At 61.2% G+C, this 18,429-nt stretch carries 18 protein-coding genes; 3 read left to right on the top strand and 15 right to left on the bottom strand.

What is annotated here, in order from left to right; genetic code table 11:
• The 14 genes from NZ740_02100 to NZ740_02035 all read right to left on the bottom strand — a co-directional run bounded on the left by NZ740_02100 (nt 1) and on the right by NZ740_02035 (nt 13,992).
• Nucleotides 1-453, bottom strand: coding sequence for a cyclic nucleotide-binding domain-containing protein (locus tag NZ740_02100; protein MCS6770800.1), 453 nt, complete (start codon nt 451-453; stop codon nt 1-3).
• 60 nt (nt 454-513) lie between these two features.
• Nucleotides 514-1,428, bottom strand: a complete 915-nt coding sequence (locus NZ740_02095) for an RnfABCDGE type electron transport complex subunit B (GenBank protein ID MCS6770799.1) — start codon at nt 1,426-1,428, stop codon at nt 514-516.
• On the bottom strand, nt 1,425-2,159 hold the full coding sequence (locus NZ740_02090; GenBank protein ID MCS6770798.1) for an RnfA-Nqr electron transport subunit: 735 nt from the start codon (nt 2,157-2,159) through the stop codon (nt 1,425-1,427). The genes NZ740_02095 and NZ740_02090 overlap by 4 nt, the downstream gene beginning before the upstream one ends.
• Nucleotides 2,156-2,809 (bottom strand): electron transport complex subunit RsxE, encoded by a 654-nt coding sequence (gene rsxE, locus NZ740_02085; protein ID MCS6770797.1) that lies wholly within the window; start codon nt 2,807-2,809, stop codon nt 2,156-2,158. Before rsxE ends, NZ740_02090 begins: the two co-directional genes overlap by 4 nt.
• Nucleotides 2,806-3,360, bottom strand: a complete 555-nt coding sequence (locus tag NZ740_02080) for an FMN-binding protein (GenBank protein ID MCS6770796.1) — start codon at nt 3,358-3,360, stop codon at nt 2,806-2,808. The genes rsxE and NZ740_02080 overlap by 4 nt, the downstream gene beginning before the upstream one ends.
• Nucleotides 3,357-4,355, bottom strand: coding sequence for an RnfABCDGE type electron transport complex subunit D (locus NZ740_02075; GenBank protein MCS6770795.1), 999 nt, complete (start codon nt 4,353-4,355; stop codon nt 3,357-3,359). The genes NZ740_02080 and NZ740_02075 overlap by 4 nt, the downstream gene beginning before the upstream one ends.
• 19 nt (nt 4,356-4,374) lie before the next feature.
• The gene (rsxC, locus tag NZ740_02070; GenBank protein ID MCS6770794.1) at nt 4,375-5,730 is read right to left on the bottom strand and encodes an electron transport complex subunit RsxC; all 1,356 of its coding nucleotides are present in this window, start codon (nt 5,728-5,730) and stop codon (nt 4,375-4,377) included.
• Complete coding sequence (locus tag NZ740_02065) at nt 5,727-6,014, bottom strand: hypothetical protein (protein ID MCS6770793.1); 288 nt, start codon at nt 6,012-6,014, stop codon at nt 5,727-5,729. The genes rsxC and NZ740_02065 overlap by 4 nt, the downstream gene beginning before the upstream one ends.
• Nucleotides 6,015-6,029: 15 nt before the next feature.
• Nucleotides 6,030-6,221 (bottom strand): ferredoxin, encoded by a 192-nt coding sequence (locus tag NZ740_02060; GenBank protein ID MCS6770792.1) that lies wholly within the window; start codon nt 6,219-6,221, stop codon nt 6,030-6,032.
• Nucleotides 6,222-6,268: 47 nt separating this feature from the next.
• On the bottom strand, nt 6,269-7,279 hold the full coding sequence (locus tag NZ740_02055) for a dihydroorotate dehydrogenase-like protein (protein MCS6770791.1): 1,011 nt from the start codon (nt 7,277-7,279) through the stop codon (nt 6,269-6,271).
• Between the two features lie 13 nt (nt 7,280-7,292).
• Nucleotides 7,293-10,862 carry a pyruvate:ferredoxin (flavodoxin) oxidoreductase gene (gene nifJ / locus NZ740_02050; GenBank protein MCS6770790.1) on the bottom strand — a complete coding sequence of 1,190 codons (3,570 nt, stop codon included), beginning with the start codon at nt 10,860-10,862 and terminating at the stop codon, nt 7,293-7,295.
• Nucleotides 10,863-11,447: 585 nt separating this feature from the next.
• Nucleotides 11,448-11,729 (bottom strand): DUF503 domain-containing protein, encoded by a 282-nt coding sequence (locus NZ740_02045; protein ID MCS6770789.1) that lies wholly within the window; start codon nt 11,727-11,729, stop codon nt 11,448-11,450.
• A complete protein-coding gene (locus tag NZ740_02040) occupies nt 11,726-12,346 on the bottom strand; it encodes an arylesterase (protein MCS6770788.1) in 621 nt (206 codons plus the stop codon). Before NZ740_02040 ends, NZ740_02045 begins: the two co-directional genes overlap by 4 nt.
• Before the next feature lie 164 nt (nt 12,347-12,510).
• Nucleotides 12,511-13,992, bottom strand: coding sequence for a hypothetical protein (locus NZ740_02035; GenBank protein MCS6770787.1), 1,482 nt, complete (start codon nt 13,990-13,992; stop codon nt 12,511-12,513).
• A 1,034-nt stretch (nt 13,993-15,026) separates the two neighbouring features.
• Here NZ740_02035 and NZ740_02030 point away from each other — a divergent pair.
• Entirely contained in the window at nt 15,027-15,668 is a 642-nt protein-coding gene (locus tag NZ740_02030; protein ID MCS6770786.1) for a hypothetical protein, read from the top strand.
• 294 nt (nt 15,669-15,962) lie between these two features.
• On the opposite strand, the gene NZ740_02025 is transcribed toward NZ740_02030, so the two are convergent.
• A complete protein-coding gene (locus tag NZ740_02025) occupies nt 15,963-16,193 on the bottom strand; it encodes a hypothetical protein (GenBank protein ID MCS6770785.1) in 231 nt (76 codons plus the stop codon).
• Nucleotides 16,194-16,195: 2 nt separating this feature from the next.
• Here NZ740_02025 and NZ740_02020 point away from each other — a divergent pair, with 2 nt between their 5' ends.
• Entirely contained in the window at nt 16,196-16,870 is a 675-nt protein-coding gene (locus NZ740_02020; GenBank protein MCS6770784.1) for an ABC transporter ATP-binding protein, read from the top strand.
• A partial coding sequence (locus tag NZ740_02015; GenBank protein MCS6770783.1) for an ABC transporter permease occupies nt 16,867-18,429 on the top strand: 1,563 nt, incomplete at its 3' end. The genes NZ740_02020 and NZ740_02015, both read left to right, overlap by 4 nt.

Here is an 18,429-nt window from a genome sequence, read left to right as displayed (position 1 = left end):
TCACACGGTTTCATATAGTTGCTTGCGCATTCCGTGGATGCGCTGCAGCATCACCTCGGAAAACCGACGGTACATTTTCGCCGCAAGGGCGACGTCGCCCTCGATTCGGGCGCGCAGCTTCGCGGCGTCAATCGCGACGGCCACGGTCTTCTCGAGCGCCCGAGCGTCGAGGTTCCACGTATAGGGCGGAAGCATCCATGACCATCCCACCGTGTCGCCGTCCGCCAGGGTCTGGATGATGATTGCCCCTTTCTCGCCCTGCGGCGGCACTTCAATGGCCACACGCCCGCGCACAATCAGAAACAGGTGGTCAGCGGGTTTGCCTGCACGGAGCAGGAACTGGCCCGGCTCATACTCGCGCGCGGAGGAGGACCCGATGATCCAGTCTACGGTTTCAGCGTCCAGCCCCGCGAAGAGCGGTTGTTTCATCACGAATTCACGAATGTGCAGCATGTTCGTTGAGCCTCCTCATGGGGTTTATCGGTGTAGGTGCCCGCTAGTCTGCCCTCCGTTTCATCCCTGCCAGTCCGTCCTGTCCACGGTGGTCCTGAAATTAGCCTCCACCAACTTCGGCGGCTCGATATCGCCCAGTTTCTCCAAATCCCTTTTTTCCGGTTTGCCCACATAAAGAATGCCCTGGGCCGGACACTTCTCGATCGCGACATCGACCCCGACGAAATGCTCCGGGTCATAGTGATCGTAGTCGACCCGCGCGAGGTTGTCAGTCACGATGAACAAGCCGCTGGCCTTCGAGCAGGCCTTGCACCCGAGGCAGCCGACCTTGCACACCGCGCGAACATCTTTGCCGAAATCCTTGTTCGAACACGCGACCGCGAGCATCCGTTCGCGCTTGAACGGAACCATTGTGATAATGTTGCGCGGGCAAACGCGGGCGCAGGCGCCGCAGCCCGTGCATTTTTCGTAATCGACCGTCGCCAGGCCATCGACCACGTGAATGGCGTCGTATTCACACGCGCGCTCGCAATCGCCGAAGCCGAGACAGCCATAGGTGCAACCTTGCACGCCGTTAACGAGGTTGGCCGCTGCGCAGGTGGATTCGCCGCTATAGTTTCCCATCTGGAGTTTGTCTCCCGTGTGCGCGCGGCAGTGGACGATCGGTCGGAAAGGCCAGGTCTCCCCTAACTCGACGCCGAGAATCTCGGCAATCGCCTGGGCCACGCTGGGACCCCCTACTGTGCATTTGTCCGGCCCGATCCTGCCGGCCACCACGGCCTCCGCATACAACTGGCAGCCCGTGCATCCGCATCCTCCGCAGTTGGCGCCCGGCAGCACGGCGTTGACCCGTTCAATCCGCGGGTCCACCTCGACGTGGAAAATACGGCTCGCCCAACCGAGGACCCAGCCTGCCGCGACGCCGAGGCCCATCATGGTCCCTCCCGCAAGGGCCATGGTGGCGAGATCCATCATGGCGAAGCCTCCACGCGGCCCTTCGGCAGCACCGCCTCAGGCCCGCCCTCGCCCAGCTTGATCAGATTCCGGTCGACGCCTGTGAATCCCAGAAAGGCGAGCGCCAGGATTCCCGCTGTAATGAGCGTAATGGCCGGGCCCCGCAACGGAGCCGGCACGTCGCACGTGTCCAGTTCTTGCCGGATCCCCGCCATGAGCACAATGGCCAGCATGAAGCCCAGGCCGGACGAAATCGCATGGATCAGTGTGCGGTCGAGCCCCCAGGGCGCTCCCGCGTCCACTGACAGATTCTTCATCACCTCGAGACATACAAACAGGATCAAGCAATTGGTCGTGATTAGTGGCAGGAAGACCCCAAAGGCCCGGTAGAGTCCCGGGAAAAACTTGCGGACGTACATCTCGACCAGCTGAACCGTTGCGGCGATCACGAAGATATAGACCAGATAGCTCAGCACGCTGAGGTTCACCGTGCCCGCGAACGCCGGGTTAGCGAGCTTCACAAGCCACGTCGCCAGGGGCGCCCCCGGAGACAACACGAAGTAGGTCAACAGCCAGCTTAAGGCCGCCGCAATGGAGACCACGAAGGTCACTGCGCATCCCATCCCAAATGCGGTGTCGACGCGCCTCGAGACGCCGATGAAGGGGCAAATTCCGACGAAGTAGTGCAACACCATATTGTTGATGAGCACCATCGTCACCGCCGTTATGAAGATGGACTGAAGATAACTCATGTCGCCTGCCGCGCCCTTTGCCTTCGGATCGCCTGGATCCAGTTTATCGCTCCCATCAGCACGCCAAGCGTGAGGAAAGCTCCCGGCGGAAGGATCATCACCACCCATTCGTCCCAGAGGGCTGGCGAGGTGTCCGGAATGACCCGCCAGCCGAGCCATCGACCGAACCACGTACCGAATCCAAGAATCTCTCGGACGGTCGCAATGCCCGCGAGCCCCAGCCCGAAACCGAGCGACTGCCCGAGGGCGTCCGCCGCGGCCGCCAGCGGGCCCTGTTTCGACCCGCAGACCTCGATCCGCGCGATGATCACACAATTGACGATGATCAACGGGATGTACGGACCGAGCTGCTTGCTCATGTCGTAGAGATAGGCGGCCAAGAGGCGGTCCGCGATGGTGACGAACGTCGCGATCGTCAGCGTGAAGACCAGGATTCGAAGGTGCGGCTTCAGGAGCCCCCGGATCAGGCTGATCAAGACATTTGAGCAAACGAGCACGAAGAGCACGGCCCCCGCCATGGTTATGGCCCCTTCCATGGTGTTCGTCACCGCGAGGGACGGACACATCCCGAGCACCTGGCGATAGACCGGATTTTCCGGCAGAATGCCGTTGAGGAAACGTTCGCGAGGATCGGGCAGGGATCGGCTCATAGTCCCGGCGCCTCCTTTCTCCATTGCGCCAGGGCGGTATTGACGATCGAAACCACCGCTTCGGACGAGATCGTCGCGCCGGTAACCCCGTCCACCTGCTCCGGCCGCGTCGCGCCGGACTTGGTCACGCGCAACGGCACGCGCGCGGGCTTGCCGGCAAATTGCGCTCGCCATTTCTCTTTCGTAATGAAATCGCCGAGCCCGGGGGTTTCCTTCTGATCCACAATGTAGAGGCCGGTGATCCGCTCGCCCGCGGCGTCCACGCCCACCAGCAGCTCGATGCGGTCGGCGAAACCCTGGCCTGAGGCGACGAGGACGCGGCCCACTTCTCGGCGCTCTGCGTCCAGCGCGCGGAAGGTGCGAAGCCCGCCGATCGTTTCCGCCACGCCGGAGACGGCGCCCGGAACGAGCGCGGGGATTTGCCCAAGGGTGTCCGCCAGTTTGTTTGCCTCCACCTTCGGCTGGAGGGCCGCCTGGACACCGGCCAGCGCCGCTCCGAACAGCAGGCACAGCGCGATCACCAGCCAGGCCTCGCGGACATATCGCATCATGACGACTTCCTTTCGGGCATGGGTCCGCCAAGCGGGGTGGGCACGGTCCAGCGGTTGATCAGCGGCGTGAAGGCATTCATGACCAGCACCGCAAACATCACGCCTTCGGGATAGCCCGTCAGCTTGCGGATGACGATCACCAGCAGCCCAATGCCCGCGCCAAAAATGGCCTTTCCCAAGGGGGTGAGGGGGCTGGTCACCGGGTCCGTCGCGATAAAGAACGCGCCAAACACGAGGGCGCCCCCACTGAGTTCATGCAGGACTGTCCAGCCGCCGCTGACTCCGAGCGCCTGGATAACGCCCGCGCCTAGCGCCGCCGCGCCGAGCATGGCGGCGGGGATCTCCCACGACGCCGATCGGCGAAGGCATAGGTACACACCGCCTACGAGGCTCGCCAAGGCGCTCGAGGTTCCATACGCGTTCTCCCCCACCCCGGCGAACAATGAGACAAGTGGCGCGATGAACCCCTCCGCCTTGAACGCCGACAGCGGGGTCGCCAGGCTCACGCCATCGACGGACGGCACGTAGGCCGATGCGCCCAACGCCGACGGGAACGCGACGATGGCAAAGGCGCGTCCCACCATCGCCGGATTGAAAATGTTCTGGCCCAGCCCGCCGTAGGCCATTTTCCCAAGACCGATAGCGACGAGCGACGCGCTGAACACGATGTGCCACGGCGTATTGGGCGGGAAGGACAGGCCGAGGATCAATCCCGTCAGCAGCGCCGAGCCGTCGCGCAGGGTCGCGCGCCGCCCCCGCATCCGTTGGAACAACCACTCCGCGCCCATGCAGCAGGCCGCCGCAAACAGCAGCTTGTAAAACGAGGCGTGTCCGCTCATCGCGATTTCCACCACGGCCACCGGCAGGATCGCGCCGATCACATCGAACATCATCCTCTGCGTCGTCAGCGATCCACTGTGTAGATGTGGCCCGGGCGCCACCACCAGGTTCGGCGGCGCCGTTCCAACGGGCACGTTTGTTCCCAGCTCGCTCATCGCTGACCGATCTCCCGAGTCACACGCCTTCCGCCATCACCTTGCCCATGCGGATGAGCTGCACCAGCGGGATTCCCGCCGGGCACACGTAGGCGCAGCAGCCGCATTCGCAGCACACGCGCAGATGGTAGCGTTTCGCTGTCTCCCAATCCCTGTGGCGCGAGGCGAGCGCGATCTTGGTCGGTACCAGGCGGAGCGGGCAGACGTCCACACATCGACCGCAGCGCACGCAGGCGGTTTCCTCGGCGCGCCGCACCTCCGGGGTGGTCAGGCAGACGATCCCGCTCGTCCCCTTGGTAACGGGCACATCCAGCGAATGGAGCGCGAAGCCCATCATGGGCCCGCCGGCCAGAACCCGCGCCGCATCGGGCTTCAATCCGCCGCAAAAGGCGATCAACTCTGAAATCGGCGTGCCGATCGGGGCGAGAATGTTCTTCGGCGACGCAATGCCCGCGCCCGTCACCGAGACCACTCTGTGCGTGAGCGGCCGGTCGCGCAGAACGGCCGCAGCCAGCGCGGTGGCAGTACCGACGTTGATGACGACGACGCCCACGTCCAGCGGCAGACCACCATTGGGCACGGCTCGGCCGAGCACTGTCGGGATCAACTGCTTCTCGCCTCCCATCGGATATTTCGTGGGTACCGCCACAACGCGGATGCCGTGTTCGGCGGCAACGCGATTGAGCGTCTCAATCGCGCGAGGTTTATTGTCCTCGACGGCGATCACGATCCGCGCCGCGCCGGCGGCGCGAGCGGCGAGGAGCGCGCCGGCCACAATTGCGTCGGGAGCTTCGACCATCAGCCGGTAATCCGAGGTCAGGTACGGCTCGCACTCGCACCCGTTGACCAGCAGGGTGTCAACCGGCCGCTTTTCGTTGCGTGTCAACTTCACATGGGTCGGGAAGGCCGCGCCTCCCTCTCCGACCAGTCCGGACGCGCGGCACTTGCGCGTTATCTCGGCGGGATCGAGCTGCCCGATCCGCTCGAACGGCCAGGGGCCGCTGAGAAGGATCGCCTTAAGTTGCGCGGCATCCGTCTGGTCGGGGCCGGCCTTGATTGGTTGCGTCTTGACATGCCGACCGTTCGGCAGCGTGGTCACGCCGCCAAGTTGCGCGACGCCGTTGACCGGAGAATGGATCGGCGCCGAGACAAACGCCTCTGCGTCCGCGATTACGTCGCCCCACTTGACCTCCTGGCGAAACCGGACCTTGCTGACACACGGCGCACCGGCGTGCTGATGCAAGGGCAGATGGACCACGGCGGGCGTCGGCAGCACCTCAATCGGGTGGTCCGCTGCCAGATGCTTGTTTTCCGGCGGATGAACACCCCCTGCGAATGGCCGAATCGCGGGCGCCTCTGGAAGCGGTGCGATCATCGGTTGCCCCGCCGTCGGTCCGTCAGTAGGCAAAGCGTGGCTCGCGCGGCTACCACGCCCGCGGCAAATCCCGCAAGCGCACCGATGACCTGACGCACCCCTCCCCCGCCGGCCCGGACCGCTCCAAAGGCGGCGCCGACCAACGGTCCGATGAAGACCAGCGCGGCCAAGGCCGCCAGCCGAACTCCCGCCGGCGCATCCGGGGCAGTTTCGATCGTGGAACGGGCGGCGCAGTGCGCACAACCGTTGCTGCAGCCTGCAGCGTTGACGGAAGGCGCGGTCATCCGCGGCCTCCCGGCCTATTCCTCAACGGAAATGCAGGACACAGGACAGTTCGCCGCGCATTCGCGGACGGTGTCCTCCTTGCCGGCCGGAACCACGTCCACAATCACCTTGGCGATATTGTCCTCGCCAAGCTTGAAGACCTCGGGGCAGGTGTCGCTGCAGACCGCGCACCCCGTGCAGGCACTTTCGTCAATTTTTACTTTCATGGTGTTCTCCTCCGTGATCGGCCCCGGTATCGAGGCGCAAAGTGTATTCACCTCGCGGCGCGCAACACCGCCTTGTAGCTCTCCAGCGTCTTGATGTAGTTCGCGCGTTCGAACGCGGACGGATCCTCCACGTGCTGCTGGCTCATGCAGCCCTTCATCTGCTGGATGGACTCGTATTCGTGGACCTCCATCCAATTTTTCAGGTCCCAGAGCATCTGGCCGACATGCGCCAGTCCGTGCTGCAGCAGGGCAGACGTCGTGAAGACAGCGTCGGCTCCGGCCATCACGTATTTGACGATCTCAATGGCGCTGTGGACGCCGCGGGTCGCGCCCAGCGACGCGCGAAGCTTCCCGTACAAGATGGCAATCCAGAGAAGGGGAAGCCGAATCTCATACGGATTGCTCAGGCTGAGCTGCGGCTTGACCTCGAGGTCCTCGATGTTGAAATCCGGCTGGTAAAACCGGTTAAACAACACCAGCGCATCCGCGCCCGCCTCATCAAGCTGCTTGGCAAAATTTGCCATGGAACTGAAGAACGGGCTGAGCTTCACGGCAACCGGGATCGTCACTGAGGCCTTGACCGCCTTGACGATGTCCAGATAGCGGCGCTCGACCTCGACACCCGTCATATTCATATCCGTAGGCGTCCAGTAAATGTTGAGCTCAAGAGCGTCGGCGCCGGCCTGCTGGATCTCCCTGGCAAACCGGACCCACCCCTCGTTCGTGACGCCGTTCAGGCTACCGATGATCGGAATCTGGCACGAGGCCTTCGCCTTCGCGATGATCTCCAGGTAGCGGTCGGGCTTGACGGCATAATCGTCCAGCTTGGGGAAATATGAAAGCGACTCGGCAAAACTGTCCGACCCCGCGTGGAGGGCGTAATCGAGCACGGCCGCCTCCTGCCGCAGTTGTTCCTCGAAGATCGAGAACATTACCACGGCGGACACGCCGGCGTCTTCGAGCCGCTTGATTTTCTCCGGTGATTCCGAGAGCGGCGACGCGGAGGCCGCCAGCGGATGCTTCAGCTCCAGCCCCATGTACGTGGTGCGCAGGTCCATCGTCGTCCTCCTTTCACGCCCCGGCCGTCGCCGGTTGGCGCGCCGCGAGTTCCGCATGCAGTTTCCAGCGCATGTTCACATCTTCCTGCGCCAGTTTCAGCAACCGCGCCGCCTCCTCGGGATGGCTGTGGGCTAGCATGCGATACCGGACCTCGTTGTAGGCGTAATCCTTGAAGGGAACCGACGGCGGTTTGGAATCGAGTTGGAAGGGATTCTGGCCCTTGGCCGCGAGTTCGGGGTTGTAGCGGTAGAGCGGCCAGTAGCCCGAGTCCACCGCCAGTTTCTGCTGCTTGAAGCCGAGCGCCATGTCGATGCCGTGTGCAATGCAGTGGCTATAGGCGATGATCAGCGACGGCCCGTCATAGGCTTCGGCCTCCAATAGCGCGCGCAGCGTCTGCCGTGGATTCGCTCCGAGCGCCACGCGGGCGACATAGACGTGACCGTACGAAATCGCGAGGAGGCCGAGATCTTTTTTGCCGGTCTTCTTGCCCGCCGCGGCGAATTTGGCGACGGCGCCGCGCGGGGTCGCCTTCGACATCTGGCCGCCGGTGTTCGAATACACCTCCGTGTCCATGACCAGAATGTTGACATCGCGGTTAGACGCCAGGACGTGGTCCAACCCGCCGTACCCGATGTCGTAGGCCCAGCCGTCCCCGCCCATAATCCACACGCTGCGGCGGACCAGGTTGTCCGCAATCGCAAGGAGCCGCCGGGCCTCGGGCCGGTCCATTTCTGCGAGCCGCCGTTTGAGCTCCTCTACGCGCGCGCGCTGTGCGATCAGCTCCTCGCGCGTCCGTTGCGGAGCGGTGAGGATCTCCCGCACCAGCGTATCGCCGAGCGCACCGCCGAGTTCCGTGAGCAATTCGCGGGCGAATTCGGCGTGCTTGTCGAACGTCAATCGGAACCCGAACCCGAATTCCGCATTATCCTCGAAGAGTGAGTTGGACCAGGCCGGGCCGCGGCCGTCGGCGTTGGTGGTCCAAGGCGTCGTCGGCAGGTTGCCGCCATAGATGGAGGAACAGCCGGTGGCATTCGCGACGATCATCCGGTCGCCGAACATCTGGCTGATGATTTTGACATAGGGCGTCTCCCCGCAACCCGTGCAGGCGCCCGAAAACTCGAACAGTGGATCAAGGTACTGGAGGTCTTTGGCCAGCGTTAGATCGAGCTTGGCCGGTACGCCGTCCCGCAGGCTCTCGAAGAAGGCCTCGTTGGCGCGCTCGCGCTCCAGAATCGGGAGCTTGTCGCGCATGTTGATCGCTCGGAGCGAGGCGTTTTCCTTGCTTTTTGCGGGGCAGACGCTGACGCAGAGCGTGCAGCCCGTGCAGTCCTCCACATAGATGTGAAGCAGGTAGCGCATGTCCGGCGCCGCGCCGGTCCCGCGCAGCGGAGCAGATTTGAATCCGGCCGGCGCGCCGCTAAGCGCTGAAGCGGGGACCATCTTTGCCCGGATGCAACTGTGGGGACAAACCAGCGCGCACATACCGCACTGAGTGCACAAGTCCGGCTCCCAGACGGGCACGCTCAATGAAATGTTGCGCTTCTCCCATTTGGTCGTGCCTGTCGGGTAGGTGCCGTCGCAGGGGAGTTTGCTGACCGGAATTTCGTCGCCACGGCCCTCCATCATCAGCGCCTCGACCTCGCGCACGAACGCCGGAGCTTTCGGCGAAACGGTCGGCGGCAGGGACGCGAGGTTGGTCACTCGATCCGGAACCCGGACTTCGAATAGGTTTGCGAGGGTTTTGTCGACCGCCTCAAAGTTCTTCTGAACGACGTCCTCACCTTTCTTTCCGTATGTCTTACGGATGGCTTTTTTGATTTGCTCGATCGCCTCCTCGCGGGGCAATACGCCAGAAATCGCGAAGAAGCATGTCTGCATGATGGTGTTGATGCGGGAACCCATCCCTGTCTCGCGGGCCACCCGGTACGCGTCGATGACATAGAATTTCATCTTCTTCTCGAGGATTTGGCGCTGAACGCGGCCGGGGAGGCGATCCCACACCTCTTCGGGTCCGAATGGGCTGTTGAGCAGAAAGACGCAGCCCGGCGCCGCCTGTTTCAGCACATCGACCTTTTCGAGGAAGTGGAATTGGTGGCAGCCGATAAAATTGGCGGACTGGATCAGATACGTGGACCGTATCGGCCTCGGACCGAATCGGAGGTGCGACACAGTCTGTGACCCCGATTTCTTAGAGTCATAGACGAAATAGCCCTGCGCGTAAAAATTCGTCTCCTCGCCGATGATCTTGATCGAATTTTTGTTCGCTCCCACCGTGCCGTCGGCGCCCAGACCGAAGAACATCGCGCGCACCACATCGTCCGGCTCGATGATGAACGATCGGTCGTATTCTAGGCTGGTGTGAGAGACGTCGTCATGGATGCCGACAGTGAAGTGATTCTTGGGTTTGTCCTTCTTTAATTCGTCGAATACCGCCTTAACCATGGCGGGCGTGAATTCCTTGGAGGACAACCCATAGCGGCCGCCGATGACGCGCGGCATCGAACCCATGGGAAGCGCACCGGCCGTCGACCCCTCCACGAGGGCGGTGAGCACATCCTGGTAGAGCGGCTCGCCCGCGGACCCGGGTTCCTTCGTGCGATCCAACACGGCGATTGAACGGACCGTTGACGGCAAGGCTGACAGGAAGTGTCCCGTGGAAAAGGGCCGAAAGAGGCGGACGCGCACGTAACCGATTTTCTCGCCCCGAGACGTCAGATACTCGACGGTTTCGTGGGCCGTTTCCGCGCCGGAGCCCATCAGCACGATCACGCGTTCTGCATCCGGTGCGCCGTAATACTCGAAGAGCTTGTAAGACCGCCCGACGATCCGCTCAAATTTGCGCATCGTTTTTTCAACGATGCCGGGCGTCGCCGCGTAGAAGGGATTTACCGTTTCTCGCCCCTGAAAATAGACATCCGGATTCTGGGCCGTGCCCCGAACCACCGGATGATCCGGACTCAACGCGCGTTTCCGATGAGCAATGACGAGGTCCTCGTCGATCATCGCGCGAATCTCGTCCTCGGTCAGCAACACCACCTTGTTGACCTCGTGCGACGTCCGGAAGCCGTCAAAGAAGTGCAAAAACGGCACGCGCGACTCGAGGCTGGCCGCCTGCGCGATAAGCGCCATGTCCATGCATTCCTGCACGGACGCCGAGCAAATCATCGCGAATCCCGTCTGGCGCACGGCCATCACATCCTGGTGGTCGCCGAAAATGGAGAGCCCTTGGGCTGCAATCGCACGGGCAGATACGTGGAAGACGGTCGGCGTCAGTTCGCCGGCAATCTTGTACATGTTCGGGATCATCAACAGCAGCCCCTGCGACGCCGTGAAGGTTGTCGCGAGCGCCCCGGTCTGCAGCGCCCCGTGAATCGATCCCGCTGCCCCGCCTTCGCTCTGCATTTCCACCACGAGCGGGACCGTTCCCCAGATGTTCTTTCGGCCCTCGCTCGACCACTGGTCAGCGAGTTCTCCCATGTTGGAGGACGGCGTGATGGGGTAAATCGCGCAAACTTCCGCGGTTGCATAGGCCGCGTGAGTCGTCGACTCGTTCCCATCGATGATCGCGAACTCTTTGCTCATCAGGTCCTCCTTTCGTACGCGGGTGGTATCGCCCGCGGGTATTTCCCTGAAAAATGAGGTGCCGGCGCTGCGCGCCTAGGAGGAGTGCCTGGGGGGGAGCGGCGAGGGATCGCCGCTATAGGACGCGCGTACGCCGGCACCAAACTGCCAAATTTACCATTCACCCCGCGACTTCGTCAGCCGCCGTACTCCTCCGTATATGTCATCCATCGTTTTCTGTCCTGCGGCGCTCCTCCATTGCGTGTTATTCACTGGACTGACCTTTACGAAAATCCAAGAGCCCGCGCTATCGGGCAAAACCCGAATTTCGCATCGGGGTTTGCCCGATGAACGCGGCGGGTTCGCCCATCCGCGATGACGATGGAGCCGACGCACCCAACGAACCGGTGCCACCGACCCTAAAAAACGAGGTGCGGCTCCGCGCAATAGACAAGTCCGCCGCATCGACAAGTCGACGTCGGATGACAGGTTAAAGAATGCTTCCAGCAACGAATCAAGATGGAAGAGCGCGAGGAGCGTAGCGTGATGGCTGATGTAATCGAGATGATCGACCGGTGATCTGAGCCGGTCCAATTCCGTAAACCGCTAAAGAATCTCCACCATCACATCCAGCAGCACGACCTGCGGATTGGACCGGATAAATTCGCTCACATCCGCCAGCCGCTGTTCGACGGTTTCTTTTTCGGCCGCAACCGTCACCACCGCCAGCACGCAGGATTGCCAAAGGTCCTGATGGTCCACCTCCGCCACGCTCACATTCATCTTGTTGAGCATGCGGTCCTTAAGGCTCCGCAGGACCATCCGCTTGTCCTTGAGCGAACGCGCCTCCGGGATACTAAGTTTGGCCTGCAGACAACCGATGGTCATGGACCGGGCGCCTCCAGCATCGCGCGCAAGTGGCCGGCGGCCATCTCGGCAATCCGGCGCTGCCCTTCCGCGTTAGGGTGGATTCCATCCTCAAGGTTGAGTTCCGGCACGCCGCCCACTCCTTCCAGCATGAACGGCCACAGCCGAACTCCATTCCGCTCGGCGACCCGCGGGAACACGGCGTCGAATGCGGCCGCATACTCCGGACCCATGTTGGGCGGCGCGCGCATACCGGCGAGCAGGATCCGGATCTCCGGATTTGCGTGCCGCGCCAGCTCGATGATCCTCTGCAAATTCCGCTCCAGCTCGCCCACCGCAAGACCCCGCAGCGCGTCGTTGGCGCCCAGCGCCAGAACCAGAATATCGTAGCGCTCCTTCATTAGCCACTCCATTCGGCGGATGCCGCCCGCCGTCGTGTCGCCGCTCAAACCGGCATTGACGAGCTCAATGTCGAACCCCTGCGCACGCAACATCGTTTCCGCAAGCGCAGGCCATGCTTCGTTCGGAGACAAGCCGTATCCGGCCGTCAGACTGTCGCCCAGGCAGAGGACGCGAATCGGTTCGGCAGCCGCCACCGCCCCAAGCAGTGCGGCCAGAGCAACGACGCGAGCAATCACGGCTTCAACAAACACAGCCTCTTGGAGAAATTCAAGGCAATGCTACAGCGAAGCTGGCCATGCATGCATGGCGGCCGATGAAAGATGATTTCCAGAGTTGACGCCTCTGTTGTGCTACGAAGTGTGCGGCAGGCCAAACCCGACTCTCTCAGAGAAGGCCGAGTTCACCACTCCAGAAGCGCTGCGCCGGGCGATTCCATTTCGAAGACGGCCAGCCAATTGCCATCGCACTGCTCGATGCGCACGTCGGATGCCGGGGCTGATCGCAGGTCGTTGGCCGAGCGCAGCTCCGCGATTTGTTCGCGAGAAGGATAAGGGGGCGATCCCATTTCTCGATATAACGCGAGAATATTGTTTTCCTCCGATCCGATTCGGGTAAGCCGCGGCGAAGAGGTCGTCGTCGCGTCCAGTTGAACCTGCACTTTAAGGCGGCTCGGCGTTGTCTCTTCCGCAAAGGCGTAGGCCAGCACCTGTCGACGAGCGCCCAGCTTCGTCACGATGGCATGCTGGAGGCGCTCCTCGCCATCGCCTTGAACAGCCACGCGCTCGTCGCCTAATCGGCAAAGCAGCATATGCGCCATGTAAACCGGCTTCCGTAGGCCGTGGAGCGACAACATGCCGTAGTGGCCCGCAAACTCGCTGCGCTGATAGCCAAGCTGGTTGTAGATGTCGCTCAAACACCACCAGGCAAAGTAATCGGCCTGATCGCAGACCTCGGCCATCGTCTTGATGCACCAGGCCGCCTCCACCGGCGACTCGCGCAAAGGGTCTGTTGGATGCCAGGTACGGCCCCACTCGTTCCAGTGAACCTCTCCCGCGAAGCCGAGCTTCGTCACCAGCTTTCTCACCCCGCGAATGACACGGGAGGAGAAATGAGGGCTTTTGACCGAGCGTTCTTCCTGTGGGCCGTCGAACGGCGAAAGCGCGCCGCTTTCACCGTCGTTGTTGTACACATGCGTGATCAAGTAATCAGGCGGACAGTTTGCACCCTTGGCGAAGGTCACAAATTCTTCAATCCACTCGCCGCGGGCGGTGCTCGGCCCGCCGACCCTTAATGACCCGTCGACGGACTTGATTGCTTCGTAGGTCAGTTTCCAAAGTCTCCAAAAATCCGCCTGCTCGCCGTCGAAGAATGCGCGCAAATTCGGCTCGTTCCACACTTCAAAATACCACTGGCGCACTTCCTCAAGACCGTAGCGATCCACCGCGTGCTGGACGGCCTCCCGGACTAATTTTTGCCAAAGCGCCCAGTCCTTGGGTAAACCAACTCGGCCGCGGGTCTCGAAAACGGATGCATTGGTCGAGGCCAGCGCGCTCGGCACGAACGTAGTGGTGAACATCGGCCGCAGACCGATGTCGAGCAGTGAATCCATGACGTAGTCGATGATTTGAAAATTTAATTCGGGCGGGCGGACCTTTTCCCGCCAGCTGGCAGGATCTACAGTGTAAAACCGCAGTTCGTCGTCAAACATGCCAACGGCGCGGACATGGCGGGCGCCGATTTCCTTCACGGCCATCGCCAGCTGCTCCTGCATGTCGCGCCGAACAAACCAGCGAAATTGATCCACATTCAAAAGTCCTGCCCAGGAATGGCGAAGAGGACGAGCAGGCTTCTGCCACTCGGGTGCTATCCGCAGTTCTTTCAAGGTTTACCTCCCTGTCAAAAACACACGTTCACTACTGTCACAGGGCCCCGCCACTCTTTTCAGAAAGGCCCCGGCGCTTGTGTAAAAAGCGTGGATCGATTCCAAACATAAACAAGGACAAACTTACCTATAGCACGACGCGTGCAGCAGACGGGAGGGGACGGAGGGCGCCCTCTTGCCGCCAGACGGGCCTATCTACAGAGGGCTCTCCACGTTCCGTATCAAACATTCCACAATGGTTCATAGGGACCAACGCGGGAGACTACGCTCAACTGTGAGGCGCTCAACCGTACTTCAGACGTGGAGCACCCACTGAGACGATCATGGATACCGCGCGGCGTGCACCAAAAAGTCTTCGCCGCGCTTTTCAGATCAGTCGATGCACGCGCCTTTAGTCTGAAAGAAGGCGTTCGACGTACCAATAGTCGCATATGCCGCTGAAAATCTTGCTAGCGAGGGAACAATTTGGTAGCACAAGAGACGGAAAATAACGCGGGGTCACATGCGACCGTTCGCTCAGGGCGCGCGTGTAAATAGTCAGATACGTGCACGGTATACAAATTCTCTCATATTCATTTCCATGGGCGCCGCTACGTAACATGCCTTGGCCTGATGACGATCCAACGGATCCAGATGATCTTCGGTGTCAAACGACAAATGGATCAAATAAGATATGAACACTAAGCAAAGCGACAGTGGGAGTTAAGAACTGCATACTAATGATAGTCTTTTGCATATAATTGACTAGTAATTCTGTACGACGAATTCGAAAATCATCTCGAAGGGAAATTAAATACGCGGGGCAGAGATAACAAGGGGTGGACGCGAATTGTATACCCTCTAAATAACAAAAGGAGGTTCTTCAGATGAACTCATATATGAGAACACTAAGCTTTTATCTAATCTTTCTGTCAATCACATGCGGCGCAGTTATTCGTACTGCGAGTCAACCAAACTTTTCGCACGGTTATAATAAATCGCGGTTGCAGCGGTTGTATAGTGATATATTGGCTCGAGCAGGTTACAGACCCGTTGTGGATAAGTCTGGCAATCTACAATTCAACCGAGACGGTATTACATATTTAATTATGGGAGATGAAGAAAATTTGAATGCAGTTAGCATTGTGATGCCAAATATTGCCTCTATCAGTGACGAGGACGACCGTATACGCGTTTTGAGGGCCGCAGATGTGGCGAATGCCCGGACATGGGGAACAAGAATATTCACATTTGCGGACAGTGTACACGTTTGTAGCGACTTGTTTGTTGATAGCCCAGATGAGTTAGCGGCTTATCTGGAAAAGGTCATAATGTGCCTGCGATTTAGTTCAGATCAGTTTTTTTCAGCGTTGAATGAGCTGAATTCAACCGATATCCAGGGAGTTTATGGCGTTACGTCCGATCAAAGCGAAGCAGAGGAATTTGAGCTGCCGACTGAAATGGTTACGCCAGGTGAGAACCCCCTGCAGGAAGAAAGCGAGGATCTGACGGAGCTCATGGGCGTGCCGCAACCCGGAGCTCATCCGGAAAATCTAATGCAGATGTTACGATCGATGGGCATGATTCGTGATATGCATTGCCCGGTTTGCGGGACAGATTACGAGTGGATTGTTGGTATAATAAAACCTGGCCGGCGACCCGGCGAATGTCCTAATTGCCGCTGGGCTCCGCAGTAAGAAGACAGGCCCCGCAGGCCATGTGCCAGTTCAATGTCTCATAGAAATGTTCAGGTCCAGACGCACGGTCGTGCGCTCCATGTTGCATCTTGGATCTTGCAGCGGGCTGCTGGCACGGGGAATTGGGCTCACACCTGTTACGAGGTTGGTCGTTCGGGCTCGAGACCTTCCACGCGTACTTTAGCGAGCGCGTCTCCGGGAGGCCGAATTTGGCCTTCAAACAACGGATGCTTACGGACCGGGCGCCTCCAGCATCGCGCGCAGGAGGCCGGCGGCCATCTCGGCCATACGGCGCTAACCTTTCGCGTTCGGCGTGATTCCATCCTCAAGGTTGAACTCCAGCAAGCCTCCCGCCCCTTCCAGTACTAATAGCAGTAGCCGGACGTCTTTCCGCTCGGCGGCCTGCTGGAACACGGCGTCAAATGCGAGCGTATAGTCCGGTTCCACGGGTGACGGCGCGCACTCTTTCCCGATGGCTGATGGAAAACCAAGCGTACCAGTGTACGTTTGGACGCGTGAACTCATCCATCGTCTTGCGGGCGGAACGCCTGCGTAAGGAATTTCCATCCAACGGCCGGACACTGGTGGTGTTGGACGACGCATCCCTCGAGCTGGCCGCGGGCGATACCTGCGCGCTCGTCGGACCGTCGGGCAGCGGCAAAACGACGCTGCTCGGCATCTGTGCCGGCCTTGATGTGCCGACCAGCGGTCGGGTCGAGTTGCTCGGCCGCGATCTTTTCTCCCTGAGCGAGGAGGAACGCGCCCGCCTGCGCCTCGAACAGACCGGCTTTGTGTTCCAATCGTTCCACCTGATTCCCACGCTCACCGCTTTCGAGAACGTGGCGCTGCCCCTGGAAATCCGCGGCCTGCGGGATGCAGAGGATCGCGCCGCTTTCTGGCTGGAGCGCGTCGGACTGAAAGACCGCATGCGGCATACGCCGCCGCGGCTGTCCGGCGGAGAACAGCAACGTGTTGCGATAGCGCGCGCCTTCGCCGGAAATCCACGTTTGCTCTTTGCGGACGAACCAACGGGCAACCTCGACGCGGTGACCGGCGGACGGATCATCGACCTTCTGTTTGAACTGAACAGCTCCGCACACGCCACGCTTCTGCTCGTCACCCATGATCCGGAAATCGCAACCCGCTGCCGCCGAGTAATTCGACTGAAGGCAGGTCGCATCGAATCTATGGAAACGGCATGAGGCCGCTGAGGGAGACCATACGCCTGATCACCCTTGCGATCCGCGTCGCCAGTCGCGATCTGCGCGCCCAATCGTCTGGATTCGTGTGGTACGCGTTGGCGCTGGGGCTCGGCATGGGGGCCATGATGGCGATCTCCTCATTTCGGGATCACATGGCAGACGCATACCGCGCTCGAGCCAAAGCGCTTCTCGGCGCCGACCTGGCGATTCGGACCCGACGCGCTCTGTCAGAAACCGCTCGCTCCGTCCTGGCCCAGGTTCCCGGGCGATTCGCCGATGAGGTCCAGTTCCGAACGATGGCCTGGTTTCCCGAATCGGAACGCGCGAGGTTTGTGCAGGTCCGCGCGATCGGTCCCGGATATCCATTTTTTGGCGCAATCGAGACCGAGCCTCCCGACGCGGCCCATACTCTCCACGAAGGGCCCCATGCCCTGGTGGAGGAAAATGCATTGATCCAATCTGGCGGAGGGATCGGCAGCCGCGTCCGTGTGGGTTCCCGCGAATTCATCGTCTCAGGCATCCTTCGACGGGCGCCGGGTGAATCGCCGTCGGAGGCGCTAATTGCGCCCCGGATTTACATCGCGCACGACCGTACCGGTGAGACCGGGCTTCTCCAGCCGGGCAGCATTGTATCGTACCGCCGCTACTTCGCGCTTCCGAGCGGCTCGGATCCGGAGGCGTGGGCCGACCGGCTGCGGAACGAACTGGCCGCCGAGCGCCCGGAGGTGGAAACGGCAGCCTCACGCGCGCGTGCGCTATTGGGCGCGTCCGATCCGATCGCTCGATATCTTGGTCTCGTGGGGTTTGCGGCCTTGCTACTAGGATCGGCCGGCTCCGCGGCAGCCGCACGTTTGTATCTGACGCGGCGAATTCAGACGCTCGCGATGATCAAGTGCATCGGTGCGCCCGTCGGGTTCGCGGAGGCGGTATTTGTGGCCCAGATTCTAGCGCTGTGCGCCACAGGCGTGCTTGCGGGCGTCTTTCTGTCCTTGGTGGTACTGCCGGCCATTTCCACCTGGATGCAAGGCGTGTTGGCGGTCGAGGTCAATGCCTCGCTGCGGCCCGGCGCTGTCGCAGAGGCCGGGGCAGCCGGCGCGATTTTTTGCATGGGATTCGCTGCCCTGCCGCTCGATTCAGTGCGACGCCTATCACCTGCCCAAGCCCTGCGACACGGCTTCGAACTGGCGCCCATCCGCGCGTCCGCACCAGCCCGTTTCATCACAGCTCTCGGGCTGGCCGCTGCCGCCGCCCTGTTCACCGTGTGGCAAACAGGTTCTTGGGCGCGCGGGCTCGGCATCGCCTCTGCCGCTGCCGCAGGCTGCATCGCGCTTGGTCTCGTTGCGCGCGCCCTGCGAGTCGGTGCGCGGAGTTTATCAGGCCGGCTGAAGTGGACCGCAGCGCGACATGCCCTTGCAGGAATGGATCGCCCTTATTCGTCCGCCGGTCTGCTAATGATCGTCCTTGGCGCGGGAAGCGCACTGCTCGCACTGCTGCTTGTGGCGGAACATTCGCTGCGACGCGTATTGTCGGTGTACCGTGAGCCGGACCAGCCCACCATC

The organism is Kiritimatiellia bacterium, from assembly GCA_025054615.1.
GTDB lineage: Bacteria > Verrucomicrobiota > Kiritimatiellia > CAIVKH01 > CAIVKH01 > JANWZO01.
This window is presented reverse-complemented; position numbering and strand designations above follow the sequence as displayed.

Bases quoted from the DNA above. Each gene is read 5' to 3' on its own strand.
- NZ740_02025 (MCS6770785.1), bottom strand. From the start codon at position 16,193: ATGAGTTCACGCGTCCAAACGTACACTGGTACGCTTGGTTTTCCATCA.
- NZ740_02055 (MCS6770791.1), bottom strand. From the start codon at position 7,279: ATGGACCTGCGCACCACGTACATGGGGCTGGAGCTGAAGCATCCGCTG.
- NZ740_02075 (MCS6770795.1), bottom strand. From the start codon at position 4,355: ATGAGCGAGCTGGGAACAAACGTGCCCGTTGGAACGGCGCCGCCGAAC.
- rsxC (MCS6770794.1), bottom strand. From the start codon at position 5,730: ATGATCGCACCGCTTCCAGAGGCGCCCGCGATTCGGCCATTCGCAGGG.
- NZ740_02060 (MCS6770792.1), bottom strand. From the start codon at position 6,221: ATGAAAGTAAAAATTGACGAAAGTGCCTGCACGGGGTGCGCGGTCTGC.
- rsxE (MCS6770797.1), bottom strand. From the start codon at position 2,809: ATGAGCCGATCCCTGCCCGATCCTCGCGAACGTTTCCTCAACGGCATT.
- NZ740_02090 (MCS6770798.1), bottom strand. From the start codon at position 2,159: ATGAGTTATCTTCAGTCCATCTTCATAACGGCGGTGACGATGGTGCTC.
- nifJ (MCS6770790.1), bottom strand. From the start codon at position 10,862: ATGAGCAAAGAGTTCGCGATCATCGATGGGAACGAGTCGACGACTCAC.
- NZ740_02045 (MCS6770789.1), bottom strand. From the start codon at position 11,729: ATGACCATCGGTTGTCTGCAGGCCAAACTTAGTATCCCGGAGGCGCGT.
- NZ740_02095 (MCS6770799.1), bottom strand. From the start codon at position 1,428: ATGATGGATCTCGCCACCATGGCCCTTGCGGGAGGGACCATGATGGGC.
- NZ740_02065 (MCS6770793.1), bottom strand. From the start codon at position 6,014: ATGACCGCGCCTTCCGTCAACGCTGCAGGCTGCAGCAACGGTTGTGCG.
- NZ740_02080 (MCS6770796.1), bottom strand. From the start codon at position 3,360: ATGATGCGATATGTCCGCGAGGCCTGGCTGGTGATCGCGCTGTGCCTG.
- NZ740_02100 (MCS6770800.1), bottom strand. From the start codon at position 453: ATGCTGCACATTCGTGAATTCGTGATGAAACAACCGCTCTTCGCGGGG.